Annotated in this window: 29 protein-coding genes; 13 read left to right on the top strand and 16 right to left on the bottom strand. The window is 68.7% G+C overall.

What is annotated here, in order from left to right:
• Positions 1-85: 85 nt before the first annotated feature.
• Both ABD333_RS43315 and cutA read right to left on the bottom strand, forming a co-directional pair.
• The gene (locus tag ABD333_RS43315) at positions 86-352 is read right to left on the bottom strand and encodes a hypothetical protein (RefSeq protein WP_344548499.1); all 267 of its coding nucleotides are present in this window, start codon (positions 350-352) and stop codon (positions 86-88) included.
• 22 nt (positions 353-374) lie between these two features.
• Positions 375-704 (bottom strand): divalent-cation tolerance protein CutA, encoded by a 330-nt coding sequence (gene cutA, locus ABD333_RS43310; protein ID WP_344548498.1) that lies wholly within the window; start codon positions 702-704, stop codon positions 375-377.
• Positions 705-1168: 464 nt separating this feature from the next.
• Between cutA and ABD333_RS43305 the strand changes: the two genes are divergently transcribed.
• The 4 genes from ABD333_RS43305 (at position 1169) to ABD333_RS43290 (ending at position 3235) form a co-directional block, all read left to right on the top strand.
• Entirely contained in the window at positions 1169-2386 is a 1218-nt protein-coding gene (locus ABD333_RS43305) for a helix-turn-helix domain-containing protein (RefSeq protein WP_344548497.1), read from the top strand.
• A 55-nt stretch (positions 2387-2441) separates the two neighbouring features.
• The gene (locus tag ABD333_RS43300) at positions 2442-2654 is read left to right on the top strand and encodes a hypothetical protein (RefSeq protein ID WP_344548496.1); all 213 of its coding nucleotides are present in this window, start codon (positions 2442-2444) and stop codon (positions 2652-2654) included.
• Between the two features lie 168 nt (positions 2655-2822).
• Positions 2823-2975, top strand: coding sequence for a hypothetical protein (locus tag ABD333_RS43295; RefSeq protein WP_344548495.1), 153 nt, complete (start codon positions 2823-2825; stop codon positions 2973-2975).
• Positions 2975-3235 carry a hypothetical protein gene (locus ABD333_RS43290; protein ID WP_344548494.1) on the top strand — a complete coding sequence of 87 codons (261 nt, stop codon included), beginning with the start codon at positions 2975-2977 and terminating at the stop codon, positions 3233-3235. The genes ABD333_RS43295 and ABD333_RS43290 overlap by 1 nt, the downstream gene beginning before the upstream one ends.
• A 179-nt stretch (positions 3236-3414) precedes the next feature.
• Here the strand turns inward: ABD333_RS43290 and ABD333_RS43285 are convergent, their stop codons facing one another.
• Entirely contained in the window at positions 3415-4050 is a 636-nt protein-coding gene (locus ABD333_RS43285; RefSeq protein ID WP_344548493.1) for a DUF2867 domain-containing protein, read from the bottom strand.
• 3 nt (positions 4051-4053) lie between these two features.
• Positions 4054-4914 (bottom strand): hypothetical protein, encoded by an 861-nt coding sequence (locus ABD333_RS43280; RefSeq protein WP_344548492.1) that lies wholly within the window; start codon positions 4912-4914, stop codon positions 4054-4056.
• 60 nt (positions 4915-4974) lie between these two features.
• Between ABD333_RS43280 and ABD333_RS43275 the strand changes: the two genes are divergently transcribed.
• Positions 4975-5601, top strand: coding sequence for a TetR/AcrR family transcriptional regulator (locus ABD333_RS43275; protein WP_344548491.1), 627 nt, complete (start codon positions 4975-4977; stop codon positions 5599-5601).
• Here the strand turns inward: ABD333_RS43275 and rox are convergent.
• From rox to ABD333_RS47730, 3 genes are all read right to left on the bottom strand, one after another.
• Positions 5591-7054 carry a rifampin monooxygenase gene (gene rox / locus ABD333_RS43270; RefSeq protein WP_344548490.1) on the bottom strand — a complete coding sequence of 488 codons (1464 nt, stop codon included), beginning with the start codon at positions 7052-7054 and terminating at the stop codon, positions 5591-5593. The genes ABD333_RS43275 and rox overlap by 11 nt on opposite strands.
• A 275-nt stretch (positions 7055-7329) precedes the next feature.
• Positions 7330-8211 carry a GNAT family N-acetyltransferase gene (locus ABD333_RS43265; RefSeq protein WP_425546965.1) on the bottom strand — a complete coding sequence of 294 codons (882 nt, stop codon included), beginning with the start codon at positions 8209-8211 and terminating at the stop codon, positions 7330-7332.
• A 10-nt stretch (positions 8212-8221) separates the two neighbouring features.
• Positions 8222-8317 carry a hypothetical protein gene (locus tag ABD333_RS47730; protein WP_410556348.1) on the bottom strand — a complete coding sequence of 32 codons (96 nt, stop codon included), beginning with the start codon at positions 8315-8317 and terminating at the stop codon, positions 8222-8224.
• On the opposite strand from ABD333_RS47730, the gene ABD333_RS43260 reads away from it, so the two are divergent.
• Positions 8288-8896: a hypothetical protein gene (locus tag ABD333_RS43260; RefSeq protein ID WP_344548487.1), complete on the top strand. Its 609-nt coding sequence runs from the start codon at positions 8288-8290 to the stop codon at positions 8894-8896. The genes ABD333_RS47730 and ABD333_RS43260 overlap by 30 nt on opposite strands.
• A 651-nt stretch (positions 8897-9547) precedes the next feature.
• Here ABD333_RS43260 and ABD333_RS43255 read toward each other — a convergent pair.
• The 3 genes from ABD333_RS43255 to ABD333_RS43245 all read right to left on the bottom strand — a co-directional run bounded on the left by ABD333_RS43255 (position 9548) and on the right by ABD333_RS43245 (position 10906).
• Positions 9548-9709, bottom strand: coding sequence for a hypothetical protein (locus tag ABD333_RS43255; protein WP_344548486.1), 162 nt, complete (start codon positions 9707-9709; stop codon positions 9548-9550).
• A gap of 25 nt (positions 9710-9734) precedes the next feature.
• Positions 9735-10262, bottom strand: a complete 528-nt coding sequence (locus ABD333_RS43250) for a hypothetical protein (RefSeq protein WP_344548485.1) — start codon at positions 10260-10262, stop codon at positions 9735-9737.
• Positions 10263-10690: 428 nt separating this feature from the next.
• Positions 10691-10906: a hypothetical protein gene (locus ABD333_RS43245; protein WP_344548484.1), complete on the bottom strand. Its 216-nt coding sequence runs from the start codon at positions 10904-10906 to the stop codon at positions 10691-10693.
• Between the two features lie 327 nt (positions 10907-11233).
• Here ABD333_RS43245 and ABD333_RS43240 point away from each other — a divergent pair, with 327 nt between their 5' ends.
• From ABD333_RS43240 to ABD333_RS43230, 3 genes are all read left to right on the top strand, one after another.
• Entirely contained in the window at positions 11234-12565 is a 1332-nt protein-coding gene (locus ABD333_RS43240; RefSeq protein ID WP_344548483.1) for a hypothetical protein, read from the top strand.
• 544 nt (positions 12566-13109) lie between these two features.
• Positions 13110-13394, top strand: coding sequence for a hypothetical protein (locus tag ABD333_RS43235; protein ID WP_344548482.1), 285 nt, complete (start codon positions 13110-13112; stop codon positions 13392-13394).
• 187 nt (positions 13395-13581) lie between these two features.
• Positions 13582-13884 carry a hypothetical protein gene (locus ABD333_RS43230; RefSeq protein WP_344548481.1) on the top strand — a complete coding sequence of 101 codons (303 nt, stop codon included), beginning with the start codon at positions 13582-13584 and terminating at the stop codon, positions 13882-13884.
• Positions 13885-13898: 14 nt separating this feature from the next.
• Here ABD333_RS43230 and ABD333_RS43225 read toward each other — a convergent pair whose 3' ends face one another.
• Positions 13899-14489, bottom strand: a complete 591-nt coding sequence (locus tag ABD333_RS43225; protein WP_344548480.1) for a TetR/AcrR family transcriptional regulator — start codon at positions 14487-14489, stop codon at positions 13899-13901.
• Positions 14490-14565: 76 nt separating this feature from the next.
• Between ABD333_RS43225 and ABD333_RS43220 the strand changes: the two genes are divergently transcribed.
• Positions 14566-15510: a TIGR03620 family F420-dependent LLM class oxidoreductase gene (locus ABD333_RS43220; protein ID WP_344548479.1), complete on the top strand. Its 945-nt coding sequence runs from the start codon at positions 14566-14568 to the stop codon at positions 15508-15510.
• A gap of 178 nt (positions 15511-15688) precedes the next feature.
• On the opposite strand, the gene ABD333_RS43215 is transcribed toward ABD333_RS43220, so the two are convergent.
• Positions 15689-15892: a hypothetical protein gene (locus tag ABD333_RS43215; protein ID WP_344548478.1), complete on the bottom strand. Its 204-nt coding sequence runs from the start codon at positions 15890-15892 to the stop codon at positions 15689-15691.
• Between the two features lie 11 nt (positions 15893-15903).
• Here ABD333_RS43215 and ABD333_RS43210 point away from each other — a divergent pair, with 11 nt between their 5' ends.
• Positions 15904-16803 (top strand): hypothetical protein, encoded by a 900-nt coding sequence (locus ABD333_RS43210; protein ID WP_344548477.1) that lies wholly within the window; start codon positions 15904-15906, stop codon positions 16801-16803.
• Positions 16804-17608: 805 nt separating this feature from the next.
• Here the strand turns inward: ABD333_RS43210 and ABD333_RS43205 are convergent.
• The gene (locus ABD333_RS43205) at positions 17609-18100 is read right to left on the bottom strand and encodes a hypothetical protein (protein ID WP_344548476.1); all 492 of its coding nucleotides are present in this window, start codon (positions 18098-18100) and stop codon (positions 17609-17611) included.
• Between the two features lie 662 nt (positions 18101-18762).
• Between ABD333_RS43205 and ABD333_RS43200 the strand changes: the two genes are divergently transcribed.
• Together ABD333_RS43200 and ABD333_RS43195 are read left to right on the top strand one after the other, a co-directional pair.
• Positions 18763-18978: a hypothetical protein gene (locus ABD333_RS43200; protein WP_344548475.1), complete on the top strand. Its 216-nt coding sequence runs from the start codon at positions 18763-18765 to the stop codon at positions 18976-18978.
• 135 nt (positions 18979-19113) lie between these two features.
• Positions 19114-19482 (top strand): dihydrodipicolinate synthase family protein, encoded by a 369-nt coding sequence (locus tag ABD333_RS43195; RefSeq protein ID WP_344548474.1) that lies wholly within the window; start codon positions 19114-19116, stop codon positions 19480-19482.
• Positions 19483-19588: 106 nt separating this feature from the next.
• Here the strand turns inward: ABD333_RS43195 and ABD333_RS43190 are convergent, their stop codons facing one another.
• The 3 genes from ABD333_RS43190 to ABD333_RS43180 all read right to left on the bottom strand — a co-directional run bounded on the left by ABD333_RS43190 (position 19589) and on the right by ABD333_RS43180 (position 23147).
• A complete protein-coding gene (locus ABD333_RS43190) occupies positions 19589-20050 on the bottom strand; it encodes a hypothetical protein (protein ID WP_344548473.1) in 462 nt (153 codons plus the stop codon).
• 1232 nt (positions 20051-21282) lie between these two features.
• On the bottom strand, positions 21283-21729 hold the full coding sequence (locus tag ABD333_RS43185) for a BP74-related protein (RefSeq protein ID WP_344548472.1): 447 nt from the start codon (positions 21727-21729) through the stop codon (positions 21283-21285).
• A 749-nt stretch (positions 21730-22478) separates the two neighbouring features.
• Positions 22479-23147, bottom strand: a complete 669-nt coding sequence (locus ABD333_RS43180) for a response regulator (RefSeq protein WP_344548471.1) — start codon at positions 23145-23147, stop codon at positions 22479-22481.
• Between the last annotated feature and the right edge of the window lies 1 nt (position 23148).

Genomic DNA, 23148 nt, shown 5'->3' with positions numbered 1-23148 from the left:
ACCCTCACACCGAGGGAACGGGGCGCCAGTCTCGTTCAGGACCCCAGCCGCAACTCGACGCGGCCGATCCCGCTACCGGGCACCGTCACCGCGGCCTGCCGTCACCGCAGCCTGCCGTCACCCGGTACGCCTTGCGCCGGGACTGCTCGCGAGCGATCCGGCGCAGAAGAAGACCGGCCGCATGCTGGCCAGCATCGGGCTGGCCCTGGTCGAGATCGGCGGCATCGAGGAGGGCGTCCGCTTCGGCGAACGATCCATCGAAGCAGTCAAGATCAGCAAGGCGACCTACGCCATGAACCGGCTCGCCGAGCTCGGCGCCGCGCTGAGCGAACAGCGCTCCCCGCGATCCCACGAACTGAGGGAGGGCATCCGGTCTACCCGCCTGGAGCTTGCGTCTCCTCGTCCATCCATTGCAGGTACGACGACAACCCCGAGTTGATCGGTACGGAGATGATCTCGGCCACGCTGTAGCTGTGCATCCCGCGGATGTGCGCCTCCAGGTCGGGGTATCGCTCGGCGGTCGTCTTCACCAACAGGAGGTACTCCTCGTCGACCCGCACCTCGCCCTTCCATCGGTAGGTGCTCAGCATGGGTCCGACGACCTGAGCGCAGGCCCCGAGATGCGCGTCGATGATCGACCGAGCGATCTCCAGGCCCTTCTCGCGCGAGGGGATCGAGGTCTGAACTTGTACGTACTCGCCCATGCGCTACGCCTCCCCCGATTCATCAGAATCCATGCTCGCGCTCGGTCGACGCTGAGACAGCGATCCGCCACCCTCACACCGAGGGAACGGAGCGCGAGTCTCGTTCAGGACCCCAGCCGCAACTCGATGCGGCCTATGCCGTCCCCGGTCACCGTGACCGGGCCTGTCGGCCCCGATCACCCGGTACGTCTTCCGGGCCGGGACGGTCAGCCCGCCGACCTCGGACGCGATCGTCGCGCCGGATCCCTCGCGGATACCCGGACCGAGCTTGGCGACGCCGAGCAGCTTCCCGCCCATCTCCCGGACTTCGACCGGCGCTTGCACCAGTGTGATCGTCACGCCGGGGATGGTATGGCGTTCGCGGGGCAGTCGGAGGGGCGGATGCGTAGGCTCGTCACTGCGTGCACCGCACACGCGCCGTAGCCTGAGGAGTGCGACCTACTTAGGGTGAGGTGCGAGGCCGAATGTTCGATGAGATTACTATCGGCGCCCGGCTCAAGACCCTGCGCCGTTGGCGCGGGATGACCCTCGAAGAGGTATCCGGACTGTCGGGTCTCAGCAAGGGATTCCTGTCTTACGTGGAGAACGGTAAGCGGGCGCTTGACCGCCGTTCGCACATCGCTGCCCTGGCCTCAGCGCTGAGAGTGTCCGAAGCGGACATCGTCGGCGGCCCCCACCTCACCAAGGACCCTGTGCAGTCCGAGCCGCACGGCGCGGTCCCCGCCATCCGGCGCGCGCTGGCAACCAACACGCTCACTGAGCCCGGCGTGGACCGGGCTCGGCCGCTACCCGAACTGGTCGCCGAGGTCGAACGCGTCGAGCCGTTCCATCAGGCGTGCGACTACGCCAAGCTCGGCGAAGCGCTCCCCGCGTTGCTCGATGAGCTGCACCGGCACGTCGCTGAGCCGGCTGACGAGGCCGCGTTCCGAGTCGCACTCGAAGCGCTCGTACAGGCGTGCACGGCCGCGACGTTCACGGCCAAGGATCTCGGCTACCCGGATCTGGCGCACCTGGCGGCGATGCGGGCCATGGAGGCGGCGACCATCCTTGAGGACCCGGCCAAGCTCGGCGAGGCGTCATTCTGCAGGATCCACACGATGCCCCGGGCCGGCTCATGGGACCGCACGCTCGCCGCCGCCGAGAAGGCCGCCGAGGCACTTGAGCCAGCGGCCCGTGACCCGCACTCCAGGCAGGTGCTCGGGATGCTCAGCCTGTCCGCCGCACTCGCCGCGGCTGTGCAGCACGACAGTGATACGGCGGCCGGATGGCTCGGCGAGGCGCGCGCCCTGGCCGACCGCGTGGACGACGCCCCTGACGAAAACTGGATGTCGTTCTCCGCTACGAACGTCGGCGTATGGGACGTCGCGGTAGGTGTTGAATGCGGGCTACACGGCGGCGCGGTGCTTGAGCTCGCCAAGCAGGTCGACGAGGACAAGCTCACCGGCAAGCCGGGGCGCCACGCGGCATTCCTCGCAGACGTCGGCCGCGGGCTGGCGCGCGACCGCGGCAACCGCGCTGAGGCGGTGCGGTGGCTGCAGCGCGCCGAGAAGGCGGCGCCGCAGTGGATTCGCAACAACAAGTCCGTGCGCGACGCGGTCGCGGTCCTGCTGAGCCGTGCCCGTGCCGAGGCAGGCGGCCGCGAGCTACGAGGCATGGCGGCCCGCATGGGCATCCCGCACTAGGCCAAGTTGACGCTGGTGAACATGTCCGTGTCACAGACTCTTACCGTCCGTGGTCGTGAGTGCGACGACAGACGAGATCAAGCGGGGACTACGAGGAGAATCCCCCGGCTGGTCGATCATCACGACCGACCGTGATCGGTGGTGGGCGACCCGCTATCCCGTACATGACCCGGCCACCCGGCGGCTTGTTGAGCACAGCGTGACCGCGGTCGACGCCGACACGGCCGAGAAGCTGCGTGCCAAGCTCGGTGAGATTGAGCGGCGATGAGCGCTACGACCGGGCCAGCGGCACATTCCTTGCGCGGAGTTGCAGGGGCACGTGGCGATGCACTTTCCGCGGTCTCTCACCGGCGCTGCGGAGCTGGACTGGCTTCCGGTCTATCGAGCGTTCGACCCGGCACGTGTTCTGGACTCGACCTGCTTCCAGTGCTGTGCGGTGAGTTATGAGTTCGTGCTGATCGGTGGCGCGTTCGCAGTCCGCCGTACGGACGTCATGCGGGGAGCCCCCGAGCTGCACGAGACGCCGCGGGTGTGGCACAGGCTGGCCGAAGAGTGGTGGCAGGCGCTCTACTTCGGCGCCGCTCACTGATGCTGTCGCGTGCGGAGGTCCTGCGCCGCAGCCTGGCAATCGAGGCGCTCGCGGCGGAGCTGCGATCGCGTGGCCGGCATGTGTCGCAGGACGGTGCGTGGATGTGGGCGGCACGTGTCCGGCTGGGCCGTGGCCGTGAGATCGGCGTCAACGGCGACGGATTCGTGTGGCAGAAGGGCGGCTGCTACGTGTGGCCGCCGTTCGCGCGAGTCGACGACATCCCGCACGCGGCCGGCGTCGTTGAGAAGGAGATCGGATAGATCCCGCGGCCCGGGTGACGTTCCCAACCCCGGGGCCGCGGCCAACCCCGACGTCAGGACGGGGCGTCGCGTGCGCGGCGGTGCGCGCAGGGCCGGGCGCCTTGTCGGAACCGGCCGGAAGCATGCTCCTCCTTGCGGTGGGAGACAGGCTCGCCGGTGGTCGCAGTGCTTCACCACGTTCAGCCCTGCCCCGGTCTCCCGCTCGCGGAGTCAGGGTTCGTCTTGGTGAGCAGGTGGGTGCGGTCTTGCCAGGCGCGTTCCCATCGGCGGGTCAGGGCCGGGTAGATGATCAGGTAGCGGAACGGTGCGATGAGGGCCATGTAGAGCCGTCCGAACAGTCCGTTGGCTTTGACGAGGGCCGCCATGCGCAGTTCGTATCCGCCGCCGTCGGTCGGTACCCAGCCCAGGTGCATGATGGTGTGGACGGTCCTGTTGGCCAATTCGCGGGCGGCCTCGTTGTCGAGCAGGTACACATCGGTGAACGGGTCGCTGCAAGGCGTGGCGTCGTTCGCGGTCTGCGCGAGGTCGCGTGGGAGGCGGTCACGCAGCGAGCTGACCCGGCTGCCCAGGCCCGCCTGAGGGGCGTCCCAGCCGAGCAGCGCGCCGAGCTTCCAGCGCACCGCGAACAGAAACCGGGTCGCGGCGGGCTCCTTCCGGCTGTCATAGGCCGCCTTCAGTGCGTCGAGCATCACGGGGAAGTCGTCGGGCCCGGCGCCGGGGGCACGGAACGACCACACGTCTTCGATCCGGAAGTCGCGGATGAACTCGTGAATCCGCCACGGCTGTGCGGCGTGGGCGGCGTTCGGGATCCGCATCCGTCATTCACCTCCAGCGGTGGGTGCGCTCAGGGCGGTGAGCGTGGCCAGGAGGCCGAGGGAGACCGGTCCGACCGGTGTCAGGTCCGGTCCGAGCCCGAACGCGATCGCGCCGGCCCACGACACGCCCAGGGCGGCCACCAGCGCCGCGAGGTATCTGAGGAGGAAGCGGGCCGCTGCCGCCGACGTCCGCCGAGACCACACCATGGTCACCGGGATGGCGCAGAACACGACGCAGCTGAACAGCCACATCGAATAGAGGGTCAGTTTGGGACCGGAGGCGGTGTCGCTGTCCAGCAGCGCGTCCGGCCATGACTGGAGGGTTCCGGAGACGGTGTGGAAGATCGCGTTCAGCGCGGCGATCATCAACGCGCACCACAGCAGCACCAGCCGCCCGCGAGTACGTCGAGCCCGCGGCTTCGGGCCGTTCGACGGCCGGGCGAGCCAGGCCAGGACCGCCACCGGACCGTGCAGCGCCCATTCCGGCACCGAAGCCGGCCAGGACGCGCCATCGACCCACAGCGCGGTCGCCGCGAACAGCACCGCCTGCGAGCCGTTCAGAAGCGCGACGCAGCCGAGGACCGGCCTGGTCACCGTCGCCGGCCTGTGCCGCAGCAGCAGAAGGACGACGGGATAGGTCCAGGCGATCGCCGACATCCCGTGCCACATCATCCGCAGCCCTTGCTGGGACTCGGGGTCGGCGTCGCCGGCCATCAACGCGTCAATGGTCGGATCGGCCTGCACGAACGTGTGCAGCATCGCGGCCGTCGCCGCCAGAGCAGCGGCTGACCATAGCGCCCACATTCGCGGTGGGGCCGCCACCGCACTCGGATCAGGCGATCTCGTCGCCAGCAAGTCGTTCATGTCATCCCTCCGGTTACGGAACCAACAGTTTCGATACTCGTAGTTCCGTATGATGCACGCATGTCTGCTCCGAAGCAAGCCCGAAACCAGGGAGGCCGTCCCCGGGACGGTCGCGTCGATGCCGCCATCGCCTCCGCCGTGCTGGACCTGCTGACCGAGGTCGGCTACGCGCGGCTCACGATGGGCGAGGTGGCCGCGCGGGCCGGCGTGGGCAAGGCGGCGATCTACCGGCGGCACGCCACCAAGCAAGAGATGATCTTTGACGTCCTGGTGCCGGGCCAGTTCCTGGCCGTGGCGCCTGACCGTGGATCACTCCGCGCCGACCTGGCCGCCGTGCTCGCCGAGATCGCGGACAGCATGGCCTCGCCACCGCCGGGGACGGTTCCGGGCCTGCTGGCCGATATCCACGCCGATCCCGCACTGCTCGAACGGTTCGACGCGAAGTACCTCGGTGCCCAGCGCCGGACCCTCACCGAGATCCTGGACCGCGCGGTCGCACGCGGCGAGCTCACCACCCGCCCCGACCTGGCCGTCCTCAACGCCCTGCTGGTCGGCCCCGTCTTCGCGTGGACGTTCCTGCTGTCCGAACCCCCCGACCGGCTCCCCGCGCTGAACTCCGCACTTCTCGAAGCGGCACTCGCCCTGATCGCCGCCCCGGACGATTCAGGCAGTGACGTTATTCGCTGACCTGCGACGCGCGGTTTTTCGGATTGCCGAACCAGCGGGAGAGGTGGTCGTTCAGGTCCTGCTGATCGTCGCCGATCCAGGCGACATGGCCGTCGGGGCGTAGCAGAACGCACGGAACGTCCAGTTCCGCAGCGGAATCCGCGAGGTAATCGACCCGTTCCGACCAGCCGTCGACGGTCAGGCGTTCGGTGCGGTCCAGGAGCAGGCCGCGGCCGCGATGCAGCAGACCGTAGAGGCGGCCCTGTTTCACGCCGAGGTCGGGCAGGCGGCGGCCGAGCAGGTCGGGGCCTTCGCCGAAGTCGTAGCGGATGCCGATCGCGGTGATCTTCTCGATCAGATGGCGGTTCACCTCGTCGAAGTCCATCAGTTCGGTGAGCAGCCTGCGCACGGCCCGCGCGCCCGGTTCGGTGGACAGCAGTTCCGTTTGGGCGCGGGTGTTGTCCAGCACGTCCTCGGCGACCGGCCGACGTTCGGCCTGGTAAGTGTCGAGCAGAGTTTCCGGCGCCCAGCCGCGGATCTGTGCGGCCAGTTTCCAGCCGAGGTTGAACGCGTCCTGCACGCCCAGGTTGAGGCCCTGTCCGCCGATGGGTGGATGAATGTGCGCCGCATCGCCGGCCAGCAGCACCCGTCCGACCCGATAACGTTCGGCCAGCCGGGTGGCATCTCCGAAGCGGGACAACCATCGCGGGGAGTGCACGCCGAAATCGGTTCCGGCGATGGTGCGCAACTGTTGTTTGAAATCGTCGAGAGTGGGCGCTTGCGCGCGATCGCTGACTCCCGCGGCGGGGACTACGACGCTATAGATGCCCTTGCCGAAGGGCCTGAGCCAGAATCGCTGACCGGTCGCCACCTTGGCGGCGATCTCCTCCTGCGGCACGCCCACTTCCATCTCGCCCATCAGCGTCTCGGCCTGCGAGGGCTCGCCGGGGAATCCGACGCCGAGCAGCTTGCGCACCGTACTGCGCCCGCCGTCGCAGCCGACGAGATAGCGCGAACGCAGCCGTTCCCCGCCGGCGAGTTCGACGGTCACACCCTCGTCGTCCTGCTCGAAGTCGACCACCGCACAACCGTGCCGGACCTGCGCACCCAGTTCGACCGCATGCTCTTCGAGAAGCTGATCGATGACCGGCTGCGGGATGCCGAGCAGATAGGCGTACGCTGAATCCAGGCCTTCGGGCGCGGGTTTGGCGATGGCGGCGAAGATACCGCCGACCGGACGCCGCCGTCCGCGTTCGAGAATGCGCTCCAGCAGCCCGCGCATCGCCATCAGTTCGAGACTGCGAATATGCAGGCTGACTATGCGGACGAACGACTTGGGCTCGGTCTCCTTCTCCAGAACGAGGACCCGCACGCCGTGCAGCCGCAGCTCAGCGGCCAGCATCGCACCGGTCGGCCCGCACCCGGCAATGACCACGTCGAAATCGTTCGACAACGGCTCGGAAGTGAAGTGCATAGGTGTTGCCTTTCGGGAGTGCCTTGTTGGCGAGGCGCTCCCGGCGACACCTACGTCAATCGCCCGGCCGTGATGGGAAGGAGGAGCACCCACATCGATACAGCGTTCATGGGTCTCACCTCCTCGGACAGCGTCACGGTCGGTTGCAAGCTACAAGCCCGACCATCCCCCCGTCCAACCCTTTTCCAGCCACACCCGTGCTGGAACGGATCGCCACGGGCATGCGCAAGGTCAGACCTAAGCAACAAGCAACCCCGGTGGTCGAAATGATCGGCCTAGAGATAGTGGCCGCTGGCGAGGTAAGGGGTGGGTTCTGCCATGCCGCGCAGTGCCAGGTAGCCCTCTTGGGCGAGGTCGAGTCGGGCGGCCAGGCCGACGTCCACGGCCCAGTGGTTGGCGGTGGTGATGCAGTTGACCAATGTCTGGTCGCGTGTGGAGGCGAGTGCCTCCCACAAGAGTGTTTCGGCGGTGGCGATGTCTGCGGCGGCCAGAAGCGCGGGGCGGTCACGGTCGTGGTCGATGTAGACGTACCCTCGTCGGCCGGATGCGTCGGAAACGACAAGGCGCAGGCCCTCCAGCATGTGAAGGTGATCGGGGCCGTGGCCTGCGCCGCGCAACCTCACGTCGAGCTGGTCCATCCATTCCAGGTCTTCGGGTCGTCCCTGGCGAAGTCCGCTGATCGCGGGGAGGGTGGAGCGGTCGACACGTCCGACCATGCGCATCTGTGGATGCAGGGTGAAGCCGGCCAGCCGGTACCGGCGGGTCGCGGCCGGATGCGTGGTCGCCGAGAACAGGCCGGGACGTCCGTCGGCATGCGCCAGCGCCGCGTCCATCAGGCGTCGGCCGATGCCCTTGCCTTGCTGGCCGGGCAGGACGCCGTAGGTCGCCAGATACCACACCCTTCCCCGGTTCTGGGAGATCGCAAAGCCCACGATGGTGCCGGAGTCTTCGGCCACCCAGCAGCCACCTGGGTCCACTGACAGCAGGTAGCCGATGGTGTCGATCCAGCGGCGCGACGCCGCGGCGTCGGGCGGTTCCGGCTCGGGCTCGTCCCACCGTCGGCTGAGGCGATCGGCTTCGAGGAAGGTCACCGCCGAAGCGCGCTCCGCACCGGGCAGATCGTCCGGTGTCAAAGGCCTGATCCGTACCGAATCCATGCCCACATGATCACTCATGACTGCTCGAAGGGGCATTCGCTGTGACGGTGATGCGGTCGTAGGGTGTGCGATCGGGATGGCCGTCGGCACCGTCGCCGCAGATCACCTCGACCTGATCGCAGCCGGCGGCGGCCAGGCCGGCGCGGGCGTCAGCGGCTGCCGTACTGCCTGGGATGTGCTCGTGATCTTGTTCGGTCTGCTCTTCGTGCTCCTGGGGATGCCCGCTGTCATCGCCGGGCTGGTCGCGGGCATTGGGCATCTGCGGGGTCACTTCAAGGACATCTGGTGGTTCTTTGTGATCTTCGGTTGCCTCTTCGGTGGTGGAAGTGTTGGCGTCGGGACGATGATCCTGCTCATGGCGGGGGATCTGGACCCGATCGCCGACCATGAGGCCGTGGTCGCCTGCACGGCAACGGTGCTCGACATCGACGCCACTCACACCAGGATCAACGGAGACCGGGTGTACGCCATCCGGGCACGCGTCGGGCAGGCCGACGATGGCCAAGGCGTCACACCGGTCACCGTCGATGTGCGATCGCCCTTGGACCCTCTCCAGGCTGGCCGCATCGGTGCCGGCACTCGCCAGTTCGCCTGCACCCAAGCGACCTCCGACCCCGAACGCGTGGAAATCGACTGGAACCACCCGCAGTCACCGACGCCCACTCCGGCAGCGACCCGACGGTAGGCCCGCGAGGTGAGGAATAACCCCGCGGTTCCCGCATCCACGGGCCGATCGAACCGCTGCCCTTTTGGCCTGTGGCCTGGCCCATCTCGCCGCCCTGCGAGGTGAGGACACGGGATGAGCGAACCTCGGGAAGCGTGAAGGGTCCTCATCGTCGCCGAGGTCTTCGCCTGCGGTCGTGAAGTCGAGGGACGACGCGCCCGGCCGCGGCCCGGGCCAGGCCCGCGGCCACCGTGCGCCGTGGGGGTGGTGAGCTGTGCCGACGCCTTCGGCGACCAGAAGCGGCGGTGCCGGCCCGCTGAGGCCCGGCACCGCCCGGCCGCTTCCCGGGGGCGTACCTTGGGCCCGGCGAACCGGCGGCGCCCTACCACGCCCCTGAAGTTCACCGCGAACCCAAGGATCGAAGACGCCCACCAAGGGCCAAAGCCACCTTTGGGTTCGCTGAGGTTCCTTCGGTTCCGCGCGAACTCTGGGGAATCAGGGGGTTGCCGTAGAACTCGCCGAAATTCGGGCGGATATGGGTTGGTCGGCGGTTGGTCAAGCTCGGTATCGGGTTGTGAGGATCAGCCGCGCGGAGAGTCACGGTTAGCAGTTCGGGCGGGCGCGGTGATCGTGACTGGCCGTACGGGTGCGGCTGGACTGGGCTTGGGCGCGCTAGTGGCCAGCAGACAGTGCGGTGGCTTGGGCTCCGGCGGCGCGTAGTTGTTGCAGGTCGGGGATGTGGTTGTAGAGGGTGCCGACGGAGACGCCGAGGAGTTTGGCGATGGAGGTGACTGAGCGGCCTGGGCCGATCGGCAGGGGGACGGTGGTGAGCACGGCGCGGGGATGGTGTCGGGCCGGGTCATGGGCGGGTCACGCCCATCGCCAGGTCGTGGCCCGTCGGCACCATGCCCAGGCCGCGCAGGCCCGACCACCCGTCCGGCTCGATAGGCACGATCACCTCGGCGCGCACGGCAGCGACGTCGGCGTGGTCGCGCACCGTGAGCCGCACGCCCAGTGCGCCGCCTGCCTCGCCGGTCTCTTCCGCCGCAGTGCGCTCGGCAACCTCCAGGGCCCGGACCTGCACGGGTAGGGCCGCCGACCAATCGACCAGGGCGCGCACCAGCACGGCGTGCGCGGCGGTGCTCGCACGACGCGGGCTGGGCCGGTCGTCCGGGTGGCTGGCCAGCGGGAGCGCGTGGGTCTTCACCTCGATGGCGCCGACACGTCCGTGGGCGCTGACGCCGTCCTCGTCGCTCAACCTCCGCACGTGCTTGACGAAGAGACCGTGCTCGCGGCGGCTGCCACCGCATGCCGTACACACCCCCGTGGCCCCCGCATCCAGGTGCAGGCCGGTCCCGCCGAACCGTTCGAGAGCATGGTTGAGCATCTGATCGACGGCGGAGCCCGAGGACTCAGCGGCCGCCTCTTCCAGGTACGCCCCCCGCTAGCACTCCAAACCCGGACCACTCCTCCTCGGCCCCTCTACACACGCGGCCAACCACGCTCCGCGACTACCGCTGATTCCGGCACCCAGCCTCCTCGCGGGCCGGGATGGGATCTCATGGCTGCTCCGCGGTGGTCGACGGGCCGGATGTCGGGAAAAGGGGCAGGGTGCCGGTCGCGCGCAGGTGCTGGATGGCGGCGGCCAGTTCGGCGAACGCGCGAGCGGCTGACCGGGAAGTCCACGGCGGTCCCGATGGTGACCACATCGACGACCGGGTCCTGGACCTCGATCGGCCATGCCTCCGGTATTACGGTGACCACTGGATAGCGGATTGCGCGTTGGTGATGCGGACTCCGCCGGCTTGGGCGACGTCAGCAGCGCCGAGGACCTCGTGCAGCAGCGCGCAGACCGCCGAGCTCTAGCTCCACGAACACCGGGTGGCCGCTCTCGATGCGGTCGGTCTGCCAGCAGTACCGGGCCGCGTCGGCGCGGTGGGGGTCGGGGATGCACAGCGTGTACATTTCGGCGTCGCACTCGGTGCCTCGCTGTACCAGGTCGACCAGCGGGTCGTCCTCGTCGAGCAGCATCTGCAGCACCTCGATCTGGGCTGTGAGACCCGGGGAAGTCCAGCGTCGTCGAGGTCACGGGCCGGATCGGCTCCGCGTCGGTTATCTAACCTTTTAGTCGTCAGACCTCACCCACGCCACCTATACGCGGTGAAGCGGAGCATATACGTTGGGTGATGTCACTCGGGACCCCGGTGGCGTGATGCGACCGCAATGAGCGCGGTTAGCTCCGCCGAACCGGGTTTCGCATCCGCCATCCTGCCGGGATTCTCCGCAGCTGTGGTCTGGCGCAGCGGCCCGTCCGCACACCGCCAGATCACGGCACGATCCACCCCAGGGTGGAGGCTGATGATGAGATCGACAGCACGCATGACCATGACCCGCCGGACCTGCCGGGCCCTGATCGGGATGGCCACCGTGGCCGGGTTCACCTTGATGGCCGCTCCCGCGGCTCACGCCGCTCTTCCGCCCGGGTGCACCCAGACCGGGAACAACTTCGTGTGCACCGCGGGAATCGCCGCCGGGCAGACCCTCACCGGCACCGCGTCCGCCAACACCATCACCGTGACCGGTGGTCCCGTCAACGGCACCATCGACGCGCTCGCCGGCAACGACACCATCAACCTCACCGGCACCGCCGGCGCCATCGGCGCCAGCGGTGCGGCCGGTGCAGGCGGCACGGTGGGGACCCCGGCCGGCAGTGCCGGTGGTGACGGCGGCGCCGGCGGCGCCGGCGGCCCGGCCGTCGGCGCTTCCGGCGTCGTCGACGGCGGTGCCGGCACCGACGTCGTCACCGTCACCGGCGGCGCCGGTGGTAACGGCGGTAACGGCGGCGTCGGAGGGGCCGGACTGCTGAGCGGCGCCGGTGGTGCCGGCGGTAACGGCGGTGTCGGCGGGGTCGGCGGCACAGGGAACGCCGGGACCATCACCGGCAATGCCGGCAACGACACCGTGACCGTCAACGCGGGCAAGGGCGGCAACGGCGGCGCGGGCGGCAAAGGCGGCAACAGCGGCCCGGTCGCCGGTGGTGCAGGCGCAGGTGGCATCGGCGGTGCCGCCGGAGCCGGCGGCGTCGGTAACTCCGGAACCCTCAACGGTGGTGTCGGCGATGCCGGCACCGACAACGTCACCGCCAACGGCGGCGCCGGCGGCACCGCTGGAGTCGGCGGTCTGGGCGGCTGCGGTCACGGCGGCGGCGCAGGTGGCATCGGCGGTGCCGGTGGAGCCGGCGGCATCGGCAACTCCGGGACCCTCAACGGCGGTGCCGGCAACGACACCCTCAAGACCAACGGCGGCATCGGCGGCAACGGCGCCGTCGGCGGCAAGGGCGGCAACGGCTCCAGCGCGGTGCAGCCCGGCGGCGCAGGCGGCACCGGCGGTGCCGGCGGAGCCGGCGGCATCAGCAACACCGGCAGCATCAACGGTGATGCCGGCGGCGACACCATCACCGCCACCGGCGGCAAGGGCGGCAACGGCGGCGCTGGCGGCAACGGCGGTACCGGATGCGCCGGTCCCGGCGGCGCCGCAGGCAACGGCGGCGCCCAGGGCGCCGGCGGTGCCGGCAACACCGGGACCATCAACGACGGCGCCGACACCATCAGCATCGTCAACGGCCTCGACGGCCTCGTCGGCGCCGGCGGGGTCCCCGGCACCAACAACACCGGCACCTGCACCTGCTGACCAGCAGACCGCAGCCATGAACGAACGCACCTGACCACCCATCCACGTCCCGCTGAACGAGCGTCCGCGCCCGTTCAGCGGGACGTCGTCCTCGGGGCCGACAGCACCCGCCGACCGCCTGGACACGGCCGCGCACTTCCTTCCCACGCAAGGCATCGAACGCCAGCACCACCGCGCCGCTCGACCCGCACCCATGGCACCGATTTCAGGCTGGCCATCGCAGCGTCTGGCCGTCCCGATCCGGGGTCTCGGTAGTCCGGTCGAAGGAATCGCTGGATTGTCCGCATGTACCGGATAACGTGTCCGAGTCACTCGGTCGTCGTGGAGGTGGAGCCGCAGGTCAACCACCCGGATGGGCGGCGATGTGCCGGATAAGGGTCCCTTATCCCGGTACATCCACAGGCCAACGCAGCCGAAGTGCCTCCGCAGCTCAGAGCCGTATCCGACGAAAAGTTCTTGATCGCTACCGGTATCCCAAGGGCCGCAGCGCCGACCGACCCGAGCTCGAAGCCTGCCACGCCTCCTGCAGGCGAGCGACACCCTGGTGGTCCCCTCCCTGGACCGCTACGGCCGCTCCCTCAAGGACCTCATCACCATGGTCGCCGACCTACGCACCCGCGGCCGCACCGGCGGACGCCCCACCGTCGTCGACGCAGGGCTCCTCAAAGCCGCCCGCGACCTACTCCCCGACCCCGGGCGCTCGGTCACCTCCATCGCCAAACTCCTCGGCATCTCCGTCGGCACCCTCTACAACCACATCCCCGACCTGCAACAACTACGCGCCGCCGGAGCCGCGGCCGTCGAGCCCGCAACCACAGCCGACCGATGAGCCGGTCTTAGAACCGTCCGCACGCGGCCAACACCGCTCCCCGGGCCACCGCTAATTCCTGCACCCAGCCTCCTCGCGGGCCTGGAGATCGGCCGGCTGCTCGCGCAGGTCCACGACGATCACTTCTTCGTCGTCGCCTGCGGCTGCGCATCGGAGACGATCCGGCCGTGTCGGCGGCCACGGTCCTATGACCGCCCCGGACCTGCCAAGCCGGAAGATCGATGGTTCCAACCGCCTGCTCGGCATCTCACCCGACGGCACTCGCCTGGCCTCGGTCGGTGACCACACGGTACGTATCTGGGCCGCCGCCAGCGGCGAGATCGAGACAACGATCCGGCTCTACGCGAACTTGAAGGACGGCAGGAACCCGATGGACTGCTGCTGGCTGCCGAACGAGCAAGCCCTGGCCGTGACCAGCAAGCAAGGGCTGCACGTGTTCGACCTGACAGACGGACGACTCGACCCGCTCGTCCCGGCCGCTACCCGGTAGAACGCGGGCTGATTTCACGATGCGTCCTCGTCCGTCCGCGTGCGCAGGCCGTCGATGATGGTCCTCAGGAACCGTTCGCCGACCTCGGGATCTGCGGGCACCCGCTCGGCCGCCCACGCGGCCGCGTTGGCGTACAGGAACAGATCCAGTGTCGTCACGTCGGGCCGCACGGCACCCGCCGCCTGCGCACGGACGAGCAGGTCCTGCCCGGCCCCGCGCATGCCCTGGCATGAGGCATGGAGCCGCGACGTCTCGTCCCGCAGGGCCGCCATCATCGAGTCGGCCAGTCCCCGGTAGGCGCTGGTTCCCCGGCTGAACGTGCGCAGCCAGCCGATGAGGGCTTGGAGGGGATCCGGCGCCCGCAGGAGTTGCTCCGCGCGGGCGCGCATCGCCTCGAAGTGTTCGCGGAGCAAGGTCTCCAGCAGTGCCTCGCGCGTGGGGAAATGCCGGTAGAGCGTCCCGATCCCGAGCCCGGCCCGCCGGGCGATCTCCTCCAGCGAGGCGTCGGTTCCCTCTTCGCAGACGAGGGCCTGGGCCGCGGCGAGCAACCGCTGGTAGTTGCGCCGCGCGTCCGCGCGCATCGGCCGCGCAGGTGCGTCGTCCATGGGGCTCCTTGTTAAACGGAGGGCGCCTCCGTATATTCGGAGGCACCCTCATCTTAAAGGCGGAAAGGGAACTCCCATGGGCAACGACGCGGTGGTACGTGACGCCCGGCTACGGCTGGGACGAGTCGGAGTGTGGCTCAAGAAGGTCGCGTACGGGCAGGTGGGCGCCGACGTGGAACGACGCGCGATCGCCAGGATCGAGGCGCTGGGATACGGCTCGGTCTGGGCGGGCGAGACCGTGGGCGGCAAGGACACGTTCGCCCAGCACGGCCTCTACCTGGCGGTGACCCGCAGGATGGTGGTGGGCACAGGGATCGCCAATGTCTGGGCCCGGCACGGCGCCACCCTGCAAGGTGGCGCTGCCACGCTCGCCGACGCCTACCCAGGCAGGTTCATCCTGGGAGTGGGCGTCGGCCATCCCTTCCAGGCCCAGTCGGTAGGCGCGCACGAATGGCGGCCGCTGCGGAAGATGCGTGACTACCTTGACGAGATGAACGCCGGGCCGCCCATGCCGCCCGGCATGGCCAAGATCTCCATCGTGCCGGACGCGCCGTTCCCACGTGTCCTGGCCGCCATCGGACCCAAGATGCTCGCGCTGGCACGCGACCATGCCGACGGCGCCCAGCCGTTCCATGTCCCCGTCGAGCACACCGCACTCGCCCGCGAGATCCTCGGGCCGGGCAAACTGCTGATCCCGCAGCACTCGGTACTGCTGGAGACAGACCCGGCCACGGCGCGCGGCAAGCTGCGTGAGAGCACCCGGCAGGGCGCCGGCCTGCGTGCCTACACCGACAACTTCCGGCGGCTCGGCTTCACAGAGGAGGACCTCGGCCAGATGAGCGACCGCCTCATCGACGCGACACACGCCTGGGGCGACGAGATGGCCATCGCACGCCGGATCGGCGAACACCTGGACGCCGGCGCCGACCATGTACTCATCACACCGGTGGCCGACGACCTACCGGCCATGCTCGGCCAGTTGGAGAAGCTGGCACCCGCCCTGCTCGGAACCAGAGCGTGACCCGATTCCGAAGACGGCGATCGTTCCGGAGCGTGATCTCACGAACGTCGAGGAGCTGCGGATCTTCGATGCCGAACAGCGGCTCATCAAGGACTGCATGAACCGGCAGGGCTTCTCCTACTCCTCGGCACCTCGCCCGGGGTGAGAAGTACGCCGACAACCTGACGGACAACCTCTACTACGGCCCGATCTTCCCGATCTTGATTGACAACAGCATCTCCTCGCATCGATGGGTGGCCGTCACCGACTGCGCCAGCTGGATCACCTGACCGACCACAAGGGCCCGCCGACGCAAACCGGCGGGCCCTATCTGCCAGGCGACCTCGACCAAGCCGACGTTCCGGGGCATGATGGGGCGATGATCAACAGGAAGGGCGGTCACCGCCCGGCTCGATGAGCGCCGGTCCGCCGCACGACGGCGGGCTCTCCCTGTACGAACACGCCAAGCGGCTGCTGCGTCAGCATCCGGACGGGCCGCTACCTGACCAGGGGCGCCCGTTCCCCGATCACGTTGCTTACTACGGCCGTGATCGGTCACTCCTGGCCGGCCAAGCCGGAGCCCGGCAGACCAGGACGGCGATCGGGGCCTACTTCGATGGTGTGTCCGACTACGCCCGGCTTTACCGGACTCTCGCCCTGGTCGACTCCTGCCCGTCTTGGTACCGGCTGCCCAGCGTCCTGCAGCCGGTGACCTGCGACGTGGACCGCGGGCGGCTGCGTGATCTGGGGCGTCGGCTGGTGAGAACGGGTGAGGACCGGCAGCCCGTTCAAGTCGGCCTGGCGCTCTTGCAAGGAGTCGCCGAGCCCGAGGACCTGGACTGTCTTTCGGCCCTCGCCATACTGGGAGACTCCTTCAGCCCGGCCGTCGTGGAGATCCTCCAACGGATGCCCGAGCCCGATATGACGCTGTGGTGGATCGCCCGCCGGACCACCGAATGGGCTCGCGTCTATCCCGTCCGGGCCCTGTGCGGCACCTCAAGGTCGGTGATCAAGGCCTGGCTCCTCAGGCACGCCGTACCCGGCGAGTCAGCCCCGCTCCCCAGCTACTACGCCGGAACGGTCGCGGTGAGCTGTGACCTGCGTGCCGCGATCCAGGCACCGCATCCAGACGAGGCGCTGCTGGACGGAGCCGAGGCGATCCTCCACGCGATGAACCATGCCGAGGGGTTGGGCCTTGGCCTACGCGGCTACCGCGATGCCGTGCCGGTCCTGCGACGCTTCCTGCAGCTACGTGACTCACCACCGCTGCGCAACGCCCTGGCGCAACTCCTGTCAGCCCCGCCAGGCACGTGACGGCCGGCGACGGCGGCTGCCCCCGGCGTCCACCAGGCCTGCGCCCGCCTGCCCGCGACGTCCTTGGCGCATGGCAGGCTCGCCGATCCCGATCCCTCAGGTGTGCGGATCACGCAGCTACCCGAGGAACACGTCGGCCACCGCGTTCACGGTCAGTCCACATACCGCAGAGGTTGGAACGGAGGCGAGCCCGGCGGGACGGCTGTCGCGGCAGCCACGCCCGCCGAGGCCTCGATCGAGGCCAGCATTTCCACCGCGCCCGCAGCCAATGCAAATAGGGGACCCAACCCTACGTACCTCAGCGGTCGTACCGTGCACGTCACCGTCTGGTCATCATCCGGCTGCAAGCGTTCAACGCAATACACGGGCGTGCTCCAGCGCAAGCGCTGGTACGGGTGGCAGACACTCACCACCAGTAAGTGCTGGGGCAGCGGAGCCGCATCCCTGAGCAAGGGATGCAAGAAAGGCTCTACCTACACCTACCGCGCCTACATGGCGACGTGGCCGGCCGGCAACCACACGTACGGCTCCCAACGCCGGTTCAAGTGCCGCTGATTAGCGGCTAAGCATTCGACGTTCTCGTTCTTGTTCGCTTCCGTCGTGCGGGCGGCGGGCGGTGGACACGGTCGTGGTTGAGGAAACCTACGGTCCGGAGGCGTGGGTCTTCGCGGATGGCGCGATCTCGGCAGAAGGCGCATCGGCCGGCCCATGGTGTTTGGGCCGGCCGATGGCGTCAGCGTGATCGAGGCCGCCTGCGCTCGGCGGTCCATGCGGTCAGCGTCGTGTGTTGGTTACTGGAGCTTGGCTACCGAAAGCGGATCGACACCGGCGCGGAGCACTTTCCAGGACGGACGGTACACACCTGGATCTTGAGCGCACGGACCGGGAGCTTGCGCTGGAATCCCGTCCGGGAACCACAGGCATACCCGAGCCGCACTACCTTGCGCCCGGCGGTGACCTTGGTGTACGAGGCCCCGTCCCGGCACGAGTGGTCGGTGGTGATCCCCGTGATGACCACCCCGCCTCGCGTCAGACCCACCACCCCTTCGGAGCGCGCTTGCCGAATGGTTACCCGGTAGCGCTTCTTCGCGGGTGCGGATACCTGGTCGCCTGGCGTGGCGCTGACGGTCTGGGTGGCCGATTGCGTGGACGCGGCCGTGCCGGCCGCGGCGTGAGCCGCCGGAGAAGATGCCATCACACCGGCCGCCGCCGTCGCAATGACCGCTGCCGCGAGCGTCTTCCGCATGACCGTTGCCTTCGGGTTGGCGTCGGGGAGGGTCGTCTGCCTGGTCTTCATTTCGATGCTCCTATCTATCGTCGCGAACGAATTCGTCACGATCGAACAGGTGCTGCAGGTAAAAGCTATGGGCCAGGCTCCGGTCGGCACATCGAACGAGCGGTTGAATCGCGCTACCGCGATTGGCCGATAGAAATTCCGGGAGGTGCAACCAGTGCGGTACGGCCGTACAGCACTGGGTTGAGCAACGCGTCGTCGCCACGTTCCTACACCGCTGCCGACCTCGGCTTTCGGCCCTCCGTCGTCGTTCGGCTGCCATGGCGGTTGCGGGAGTTGTGGCGCGGCGAATGGCCCCATGTGGATTTCGCGGCGGAGCCCGGACCGGGCGGCACCATATGCAGTGCACTGGCGCGGCCTGAGCGACTCATGGACGATAGCGGGCATGCGGAAGGCCAAGAGGCGGCGTGCGGAGTCGGAGAATCGTCGGCGGGCCGATCGGCTCGCGGACGAACACGGGTTCGGCATGCCGAGCGATCTGGGGTGTCGGTAAGACTCGTGCAACCAGGTACACCCGGGTGAGTCCGCCCACGTCAGCGGTGCCGCTGATGGAGCGCTAAGGGATCTTTCGTCGATCGCCGGGTGCTGGCGCCCCGCCCACCGAGATGGCCCGTCACCAGTTGCAGGAGGTCCCCGACGATGAAGCCCGAGGGTGAGCGCCACCGATGAGCGCCGACCTCGACAGCTGGACGCCGCCCGAGCTCGGCGACGAACCCGACGACGACCTGCTTGAGGATGGCGGTCCGCAGGACGAGCCCCCGGCGGAGGACGAAGAAGAGCGCACGCGAGCGTTCAATAACCCCGAGGAGTTCTTTACCGAGTTCCTCGCCCCGCACATCCAGCGGCGGTACGCCGAGCCCGCCCCACCAGCTCCGCCTTAGGCGCTCAAGAGGCAGTCGGGGGGTCCCAGAGGATGACCAAGGTGCGGCGTACGCCAGCGTCCAGAAGCGCCTGAGCGCGGTGCTGGCCGTTGGTGTAGCCCTTGCCGCGACGGCCGATATCAATGCCGACGCCAGGTGACAGCAGGCTGTCGAGCGCGTCGCGAGGAGCTGTCCTTTCCGATGCTCGCCATTGGCGGCGCCGGCCTCATGAACGCCGTCGGCAACCTGGCGCCCACCCCCGTTAACCGGCTCTGTGAAGCCGTCGCCGCGGACGACCTCGCCACGGCGCGACGGCTGCACTACGCGCTGTTCACCCTCAACCGGGCGGTGTTCTGGGACACCAACCCCATACCGATCAAATACTTCATGAAGCGGCTGGGCCTCCTGCACGACAACGAGCACCGCCTGCCCACGCTGCGGCCGGACGCCGCGTTGTGCGCCAGGCTCGACTCCCTCCTGCCGCAGCTGCGCCCGATGGCAGAAGAGAGACCACCGACCCCATGACGAGCCGAAGGCCGGTCCGATACGCACCGCACCGGACCGGCCTCCGGGTCAGGTTCCGCCACCAGGGGCGAAGATCGGCTGCAAGACGCGGCCGTGTCGCTGTCCGCTAGAGGTATCGAGTGCAGGATCGGCCGTTCATGTTGGCAGTGCAAGCGGCCACCATCGGCTTCCGGGCGCTCGCGTGATCCCAGTGGATCTTCTTGCGCTTGCCCTTGCCGTTGGCGCAGCCGATGTAGACGGTCTGCTTCTTCCAGCCCGCGTGGGACTTGCGTTCGTACTTGAGGCTGGCACATGCCCGGCGCTTGTCCGACTTCCGGTCGTAGACCCAGCCGGTGACCAGGAAGCTGGTGCCGCTCACACAGATGCGGACGGGCGCGTAGGCACCGCTGCTCGGCGAGTTCCCGGGGTAGACCCGGCGGCAACCGTTCCCCAGCGTCTCGGCCGGACCGGACGATGACGCGTCGACCCGCGCGGAATCCGTCGAGGCGGCGCCGGCGGATTGCTGCGCCGGCAAAGCGGACACCGCCACGCCCGCGGCGAGTGCGATGGGAAGAATCCTTCTGCGCATGTCCCGAACCTGCCCTCTCTGATCATGCCGGATACGGTCACGATTAGAGCCGACGGGGAGTGGACAGCCAAGAAGCCGGAGCACTAACCGAAAGCTCGGCATTGTAGTGCCGAAGGCCTACTCGGCCATGCCCGCCTCGACACCACCCGTCGGTACACCCTGCCCACCCACGCCGACCTCGAAGACGCCGTCGGACGCTTCCCTACCGATCAATAGCGTGCTGCTGACCTGGGCGAACTCAATCGCGTGTACCTGGTTGCACGAGTCTTACCGACACCCCGATCTGGTATGACGGCCTACGAGGACGGTCTGCTGAACGTTCTGCCATGGCTGCCGACCGCCGTCATCGTCCCGACCGGCGTCGTGTTGACCGAATTCGATCCCATCAGCGGAACGCTCGTGGTGCTCGGCGGTCTCGTGGTGGGCTTGCTGCTTTCCATGATCGTGATGCGGATCGAGTCTCCGTTCTCCGGGCAGCTGTTCTGCTACCCGCGAGGGATCACCGACCAGTCGCCCCTCAAGTCCTGTCGTGGGCGCAGGTCGAGTCCGTGGCGGCCACGTTCCGCGACGCGGAGGGCACCCCTGAGATGGACGCGCTGGTGTTCAACGGCCGGGACGGGACGTCGGTCAGCGCCCGACGGTATCGCGAGTCGGCACTGCACGAGCTGGCGGAACGTACCGAACGCGCCGTGGAGTCGCCGCTCGTCGACGACTACCGAGCCGGACGCACCCTGACCTTCGGTGAGGTGGCGATCGGCCGTTCGGGCATCACTGTTGATGGTGGCGTTCTGCCCTGGCGGACGGTCAGGGTGTCATCACCTTCCCCTGGCGCGCTCACTTTGCAGACCGCCGATACCTGGTGGCCGAAGACGATCACCCGGACGTGCCGAACGCCTCGGTCACGTCTCAACGACCAACTGAGGGCAGCCAACCCGCTCGGGGGGCGAGCGGCTCGTCTTCGTCCAAGAGCGCACCGGGTGCCTGGATCGGCGCCCACGACGGTGACCCGCAGGTTACCGATCTTGTCGCCCCCTCTGGAGCAGGTGGGCGGTGACCCCACTCGATCCGTTCGCCGGCGATGGGCACCGCGAAAGGTCTTGTCCGATTCGTAGTCGGTGGTCTTGCGGCCGCGGTTACGGCATGTCACCCCGACACCGTCCCGGCGCCTGGCCGGGACGGAGGGCCAGGAGACTGGCAGCCAGGTCACCTGGCCTGCGGGTGGTGACAACCGCTCATCTGATCTCTCGTACCAGGCGCGATGTCCACGGGCACCACACCAAGCCGGGCAGGAACGCGCCGCCCGTCTCGTCCAGGTGGTCTTCGACGTAGGGGATCGTCGCGTCGCAGACCTCGATGGCCATATCGAAGAAGTCGATGGTGGCCGGGTTGAAGTGATAGCTCCATCGAGGGTTGTAGGGGGCGCTGCGTTTGATGATGCGCCCGACGACGTGGGGTCGATCTGTGGTCTCGCCGTTCACCAGGTCTCTCGCGTGCTTGATCTCAGCGGGATCGGTGAGCTTGATGACGAAGCGCTCGCGGGTGATGTCGGTGATCTCGAAAAGGGCTTCATCGGCGACGGCGTGGTGCGCCGTCCCATGAGCGTGCGCCGGCTGGGTCATGGTGAGGGTGAGCATCGCGGCTGCCGTCAGCGCGGCGGTTTTGAGAAGGCCACGTCGCATGGATACCTCCGGTGACTGTCGAGCTCGACCTGCACGCACGCCATCGGCGCCTTGAAGGCCTGCGCGGGCCGGAGCAGAGCGGCGACACGAGCAATGCAACGCATCGCACATGGACAGTCACAATAGGTATCCCGAAGGACATGACCCCCGCATTGGCCGCAACGCCGACAGACTTGTCACCGACGGGCTGCAACGTGTGACGGCCCCGTTGTAGCAGGCGGATGAAGGGTCCCCGCTCCGGCCGCGCAACGCGACGGCAGCGAGGTTCGACGGCACGCGCCACCGTGGCGCCGGGCGGCGTGCGCGCGATCAGCGGTGGCAGGCGGCGTACGTGCCTTAGCCGCACACCGCCGTCACCGACACCAAGCCTCGACGCGGTTGGTCGCGAGGGTGTGGGCGGACAGGGCGAGGGCACCCGCGTCGTCGATGTCGGCGTCGGTGGCGAGTTCGTCCATGAGCTGGTCGACAGCCCGGGTCGACAGACGCCCGCCGCGGCGGTCGAGGAGCAGGGAGGGAACGCGACAGCTCAGACCGCCGGGCGGCCCTCCGCCTCTTCGACGTCGCCGCCCCCGTTCCGGCGCGGGCCGCGATGTGGTGACGGGATGCCATTCCTTGAGCGCCTGCGCCGCTTCGCGGCGGTGAGCTCACCTTCGTCCTGTACGGTCCCGCCGATGGCGATCTGCGGCGAAGCCGAATTATCGGCACGTAACGATCATTTTTCGCGAACGACGTCGCACGCCCGGCCGAATTCAGCGGGTGCCGGGGCTGACCAGGCCGTGTTCGTACGCGAAGACGACGGCCTGGACGCGGTCGCGAAGATGGAGCTTGGCGAAGACGCTGCCGACGTGGCTCTTGACCGTCGCCTCGGTGACGACCAGGTGGGCGGCGATCTCGGTGTTGGACAGTCCTCGGGCGACGAGGATGAGGGCCTCGCGTTCGCGGGGGGTGAGAGCCGCCAGGAGGGCTTCCGGGGGGCGGAGCGGGGACGTACGGGAGGCGAAGTCCTCGATGAGTCGGCGGGTGATGGACGGGGACAGCAGGGCGTCGCCCGCGTGGACCACCCGGATGGCCTCGACGAGCCGTTCACGCGAGGCGTCCTTGAGCAGGAAGCCCGCAGCGCCCGCCCGCAGCGCGCCGAAGACGTATTCGTCCAGGTCGAACGTGGTCAGGACCAGCACGCGCGGCGGGGGGTCGAGCGGGGCCGAGGTCAGCCGTGCGGTGGCCTCGACGCCGTCGACGCGGGGCATCCGGACGTCCATGAGGACCACGTCGGGGCGGGTGGCGGCGGCGACGTCCAGGGCCTCGTCGCCGTCGGCCGCTTCGCCGACGACCTCCAGCCCGTCCTGGGTGCCGAGGAACAGCCGCAGGCCGGTACGGATGAGTTCCTGGTCATCAACGAGCAGCAGCCGGATGGTCATG

The sequence above is a fragment of the Actinomadura fulvescens genome, from assembly GCF_039533225.1.
GTDB lineage: Bacteria > Actinomycetota > Actinomycetes > Streptosporangiales > Streptosporangiaceae > Spirillospora > Spirillospora fulvescens.
This window is presented reverse-complemented; position numbering and strand designations above follow the sequence as displayed.

Excerpts from the sequence above, each read along its gene's own strand:
- cutA (WP_344548498.1), bottom strand. The coding sequence starts at position 704 with ATGGGCGAGTACGTACAAGTTCAGACCTCGATCCCCTCGCGCGAGAAG.
- ABD333_RS43305 (WP_344548497.1), top strand. The coding sequence starts at position 1,169 with ATGTTCGATGAGATTACTATCGGCGCCCGGCTCAAGACCCTGCGCCGT.
- ABD333_RS43290 (WP_344548494.1), top strand. The coding sequence starts at position 2,975 with ATGCTGTCGCGTGCGGAGGTCCTGCGCCGCAGCCTGGCAATCGAGGCG.
- ABD333_RS43285 (WP_344548493.1), bottom strand. The coding sequence starts at position 4,050 with ATGCGGATCCCGAACGCCGCCCACGCCGCACAGCCGTGGCGGATTCAC.
- ABD333_RS43280 (WP_344548492.1), bottom strand. The coding sequence starts at position 4,914 with ATGAACGACTTGCTGGCGACGAGATCGCCTGATCCGAGTGCGGTGGCG.
- ABD333_RS43275 (WP_344548491.1), top strand. The coding sequence starts at position 4,975 with ATGTCTGCTCCGAAGCAAGCCCGAAACCAGGGAGGCCGTCCCCGGGAC.
- rox (WP_344548490.1), bottom strand. The coding sequence starts at position 7,054 with ATGCACTTCACTTCCGAGCCGTTGTCGAACGATTTCGACGTGGTCATT.
- ABD333_RS43265 (WP_425546965.1), bottom strand. The coding sequence starts at position 8,211 with ATGGATTCGGTACGGATCAGGCCTTTGACACCGGACGATCTGCCCGGT.
- ABD333_RS43260 (WP_344548487.1), top strand. The coding sequence starts at position 8,288 with ATGGCCGTCGGCACCGTCGCCGCAGATCACCTCGACCTGATCGCAGCC.
- ABD333_RS43250 (WP_344548485.1), bottom strand. The coding sequence starts at position 10,262 with ATGCTCAACCATGCTCTCGAACGGTTCGGCGGGACCGGCCTGCACCTG.
- ABD333_RS43245 (WP_344548484.1), bottom strand. The coding sequence starts at position 10,906 with ATGCTGCTCGACGAGGACGACCCGCTGGTCGACCTGGTACAGCGAGGC.
- ABD333_RS43240 (WP_344548483.1), top strand. The coding sequence starts at position 11,234 with ATGATGAGATCGACAGCACGCATGACCATGACCCGCCGGACCTGCCGG.
- ABD333_RS43230 (WP_344548481.1), top strand. The coding sequence starts at position 13,582 with ATGACCGCCCCGGACCTGCCAAGCCGGAAGATCGATGGTTCCAACCGC.
- ABD333_RS43225 (WP_344548480.1), bottom strand. The coding sequence starts at position 14,489 with ATGGACGACGCACCTGCGCGGCCGATGCGCGCGGACGCGCGGCGCAAC.
- ABD333_RS43220 (WP_344548479.1), top strand. The coding sequence starts at position 14,566 with ATGGGCAACGACGCGGTGGTACGTGACGCCCGGCTACGGCTGGGACGA.
- ABD333_RS43210 (WP_344548477.1), top strand. The coding sequence starts at position 15,904 with ATGAGCGCCGGTCCGCCGCACGACGGCGGGCTCTCCCTGTACGAACAC.
- ABD333_RS43205 (WP_344548476.1), bottom strand. The coding sequence starts at position 18,100 with ATGAAGACCAGGCAGACGACCCTCCCCGACGCCAACCCGAAGGCAACG.
- ABD333_RS43200 (WP_344548475.1), top strand. The coding sequence starts at position 18,763 with ATGAGCGCCGACCTCGACAGCTGGACGCCGCCCGAGCTCGGCGACGAA.
- ABD333_RS43190 (WP_344548473.1), bottom strand. The coding sequence starts at position 20,050 with ATGCGCAGAAGGATTCTTCCCATCGCACTCGCCGCGGGCGTGGCGGTG.
- ABD333_RS43185 (WP_344548472.1), bottom strand. The coding sequence starts at position 21,729 with ATGCGACGTGGCCTTCTCAAAACCGCCGCGCTGACGGCAGCCGCGATG.
- ABD333_RS43180 (WP_344548471.1), bottom strand. The coding sequence starts at position 23,147 with ATGACCATCCGGCTGCTGCTCGTTGATGACCAGGAACTCATCCGTACC.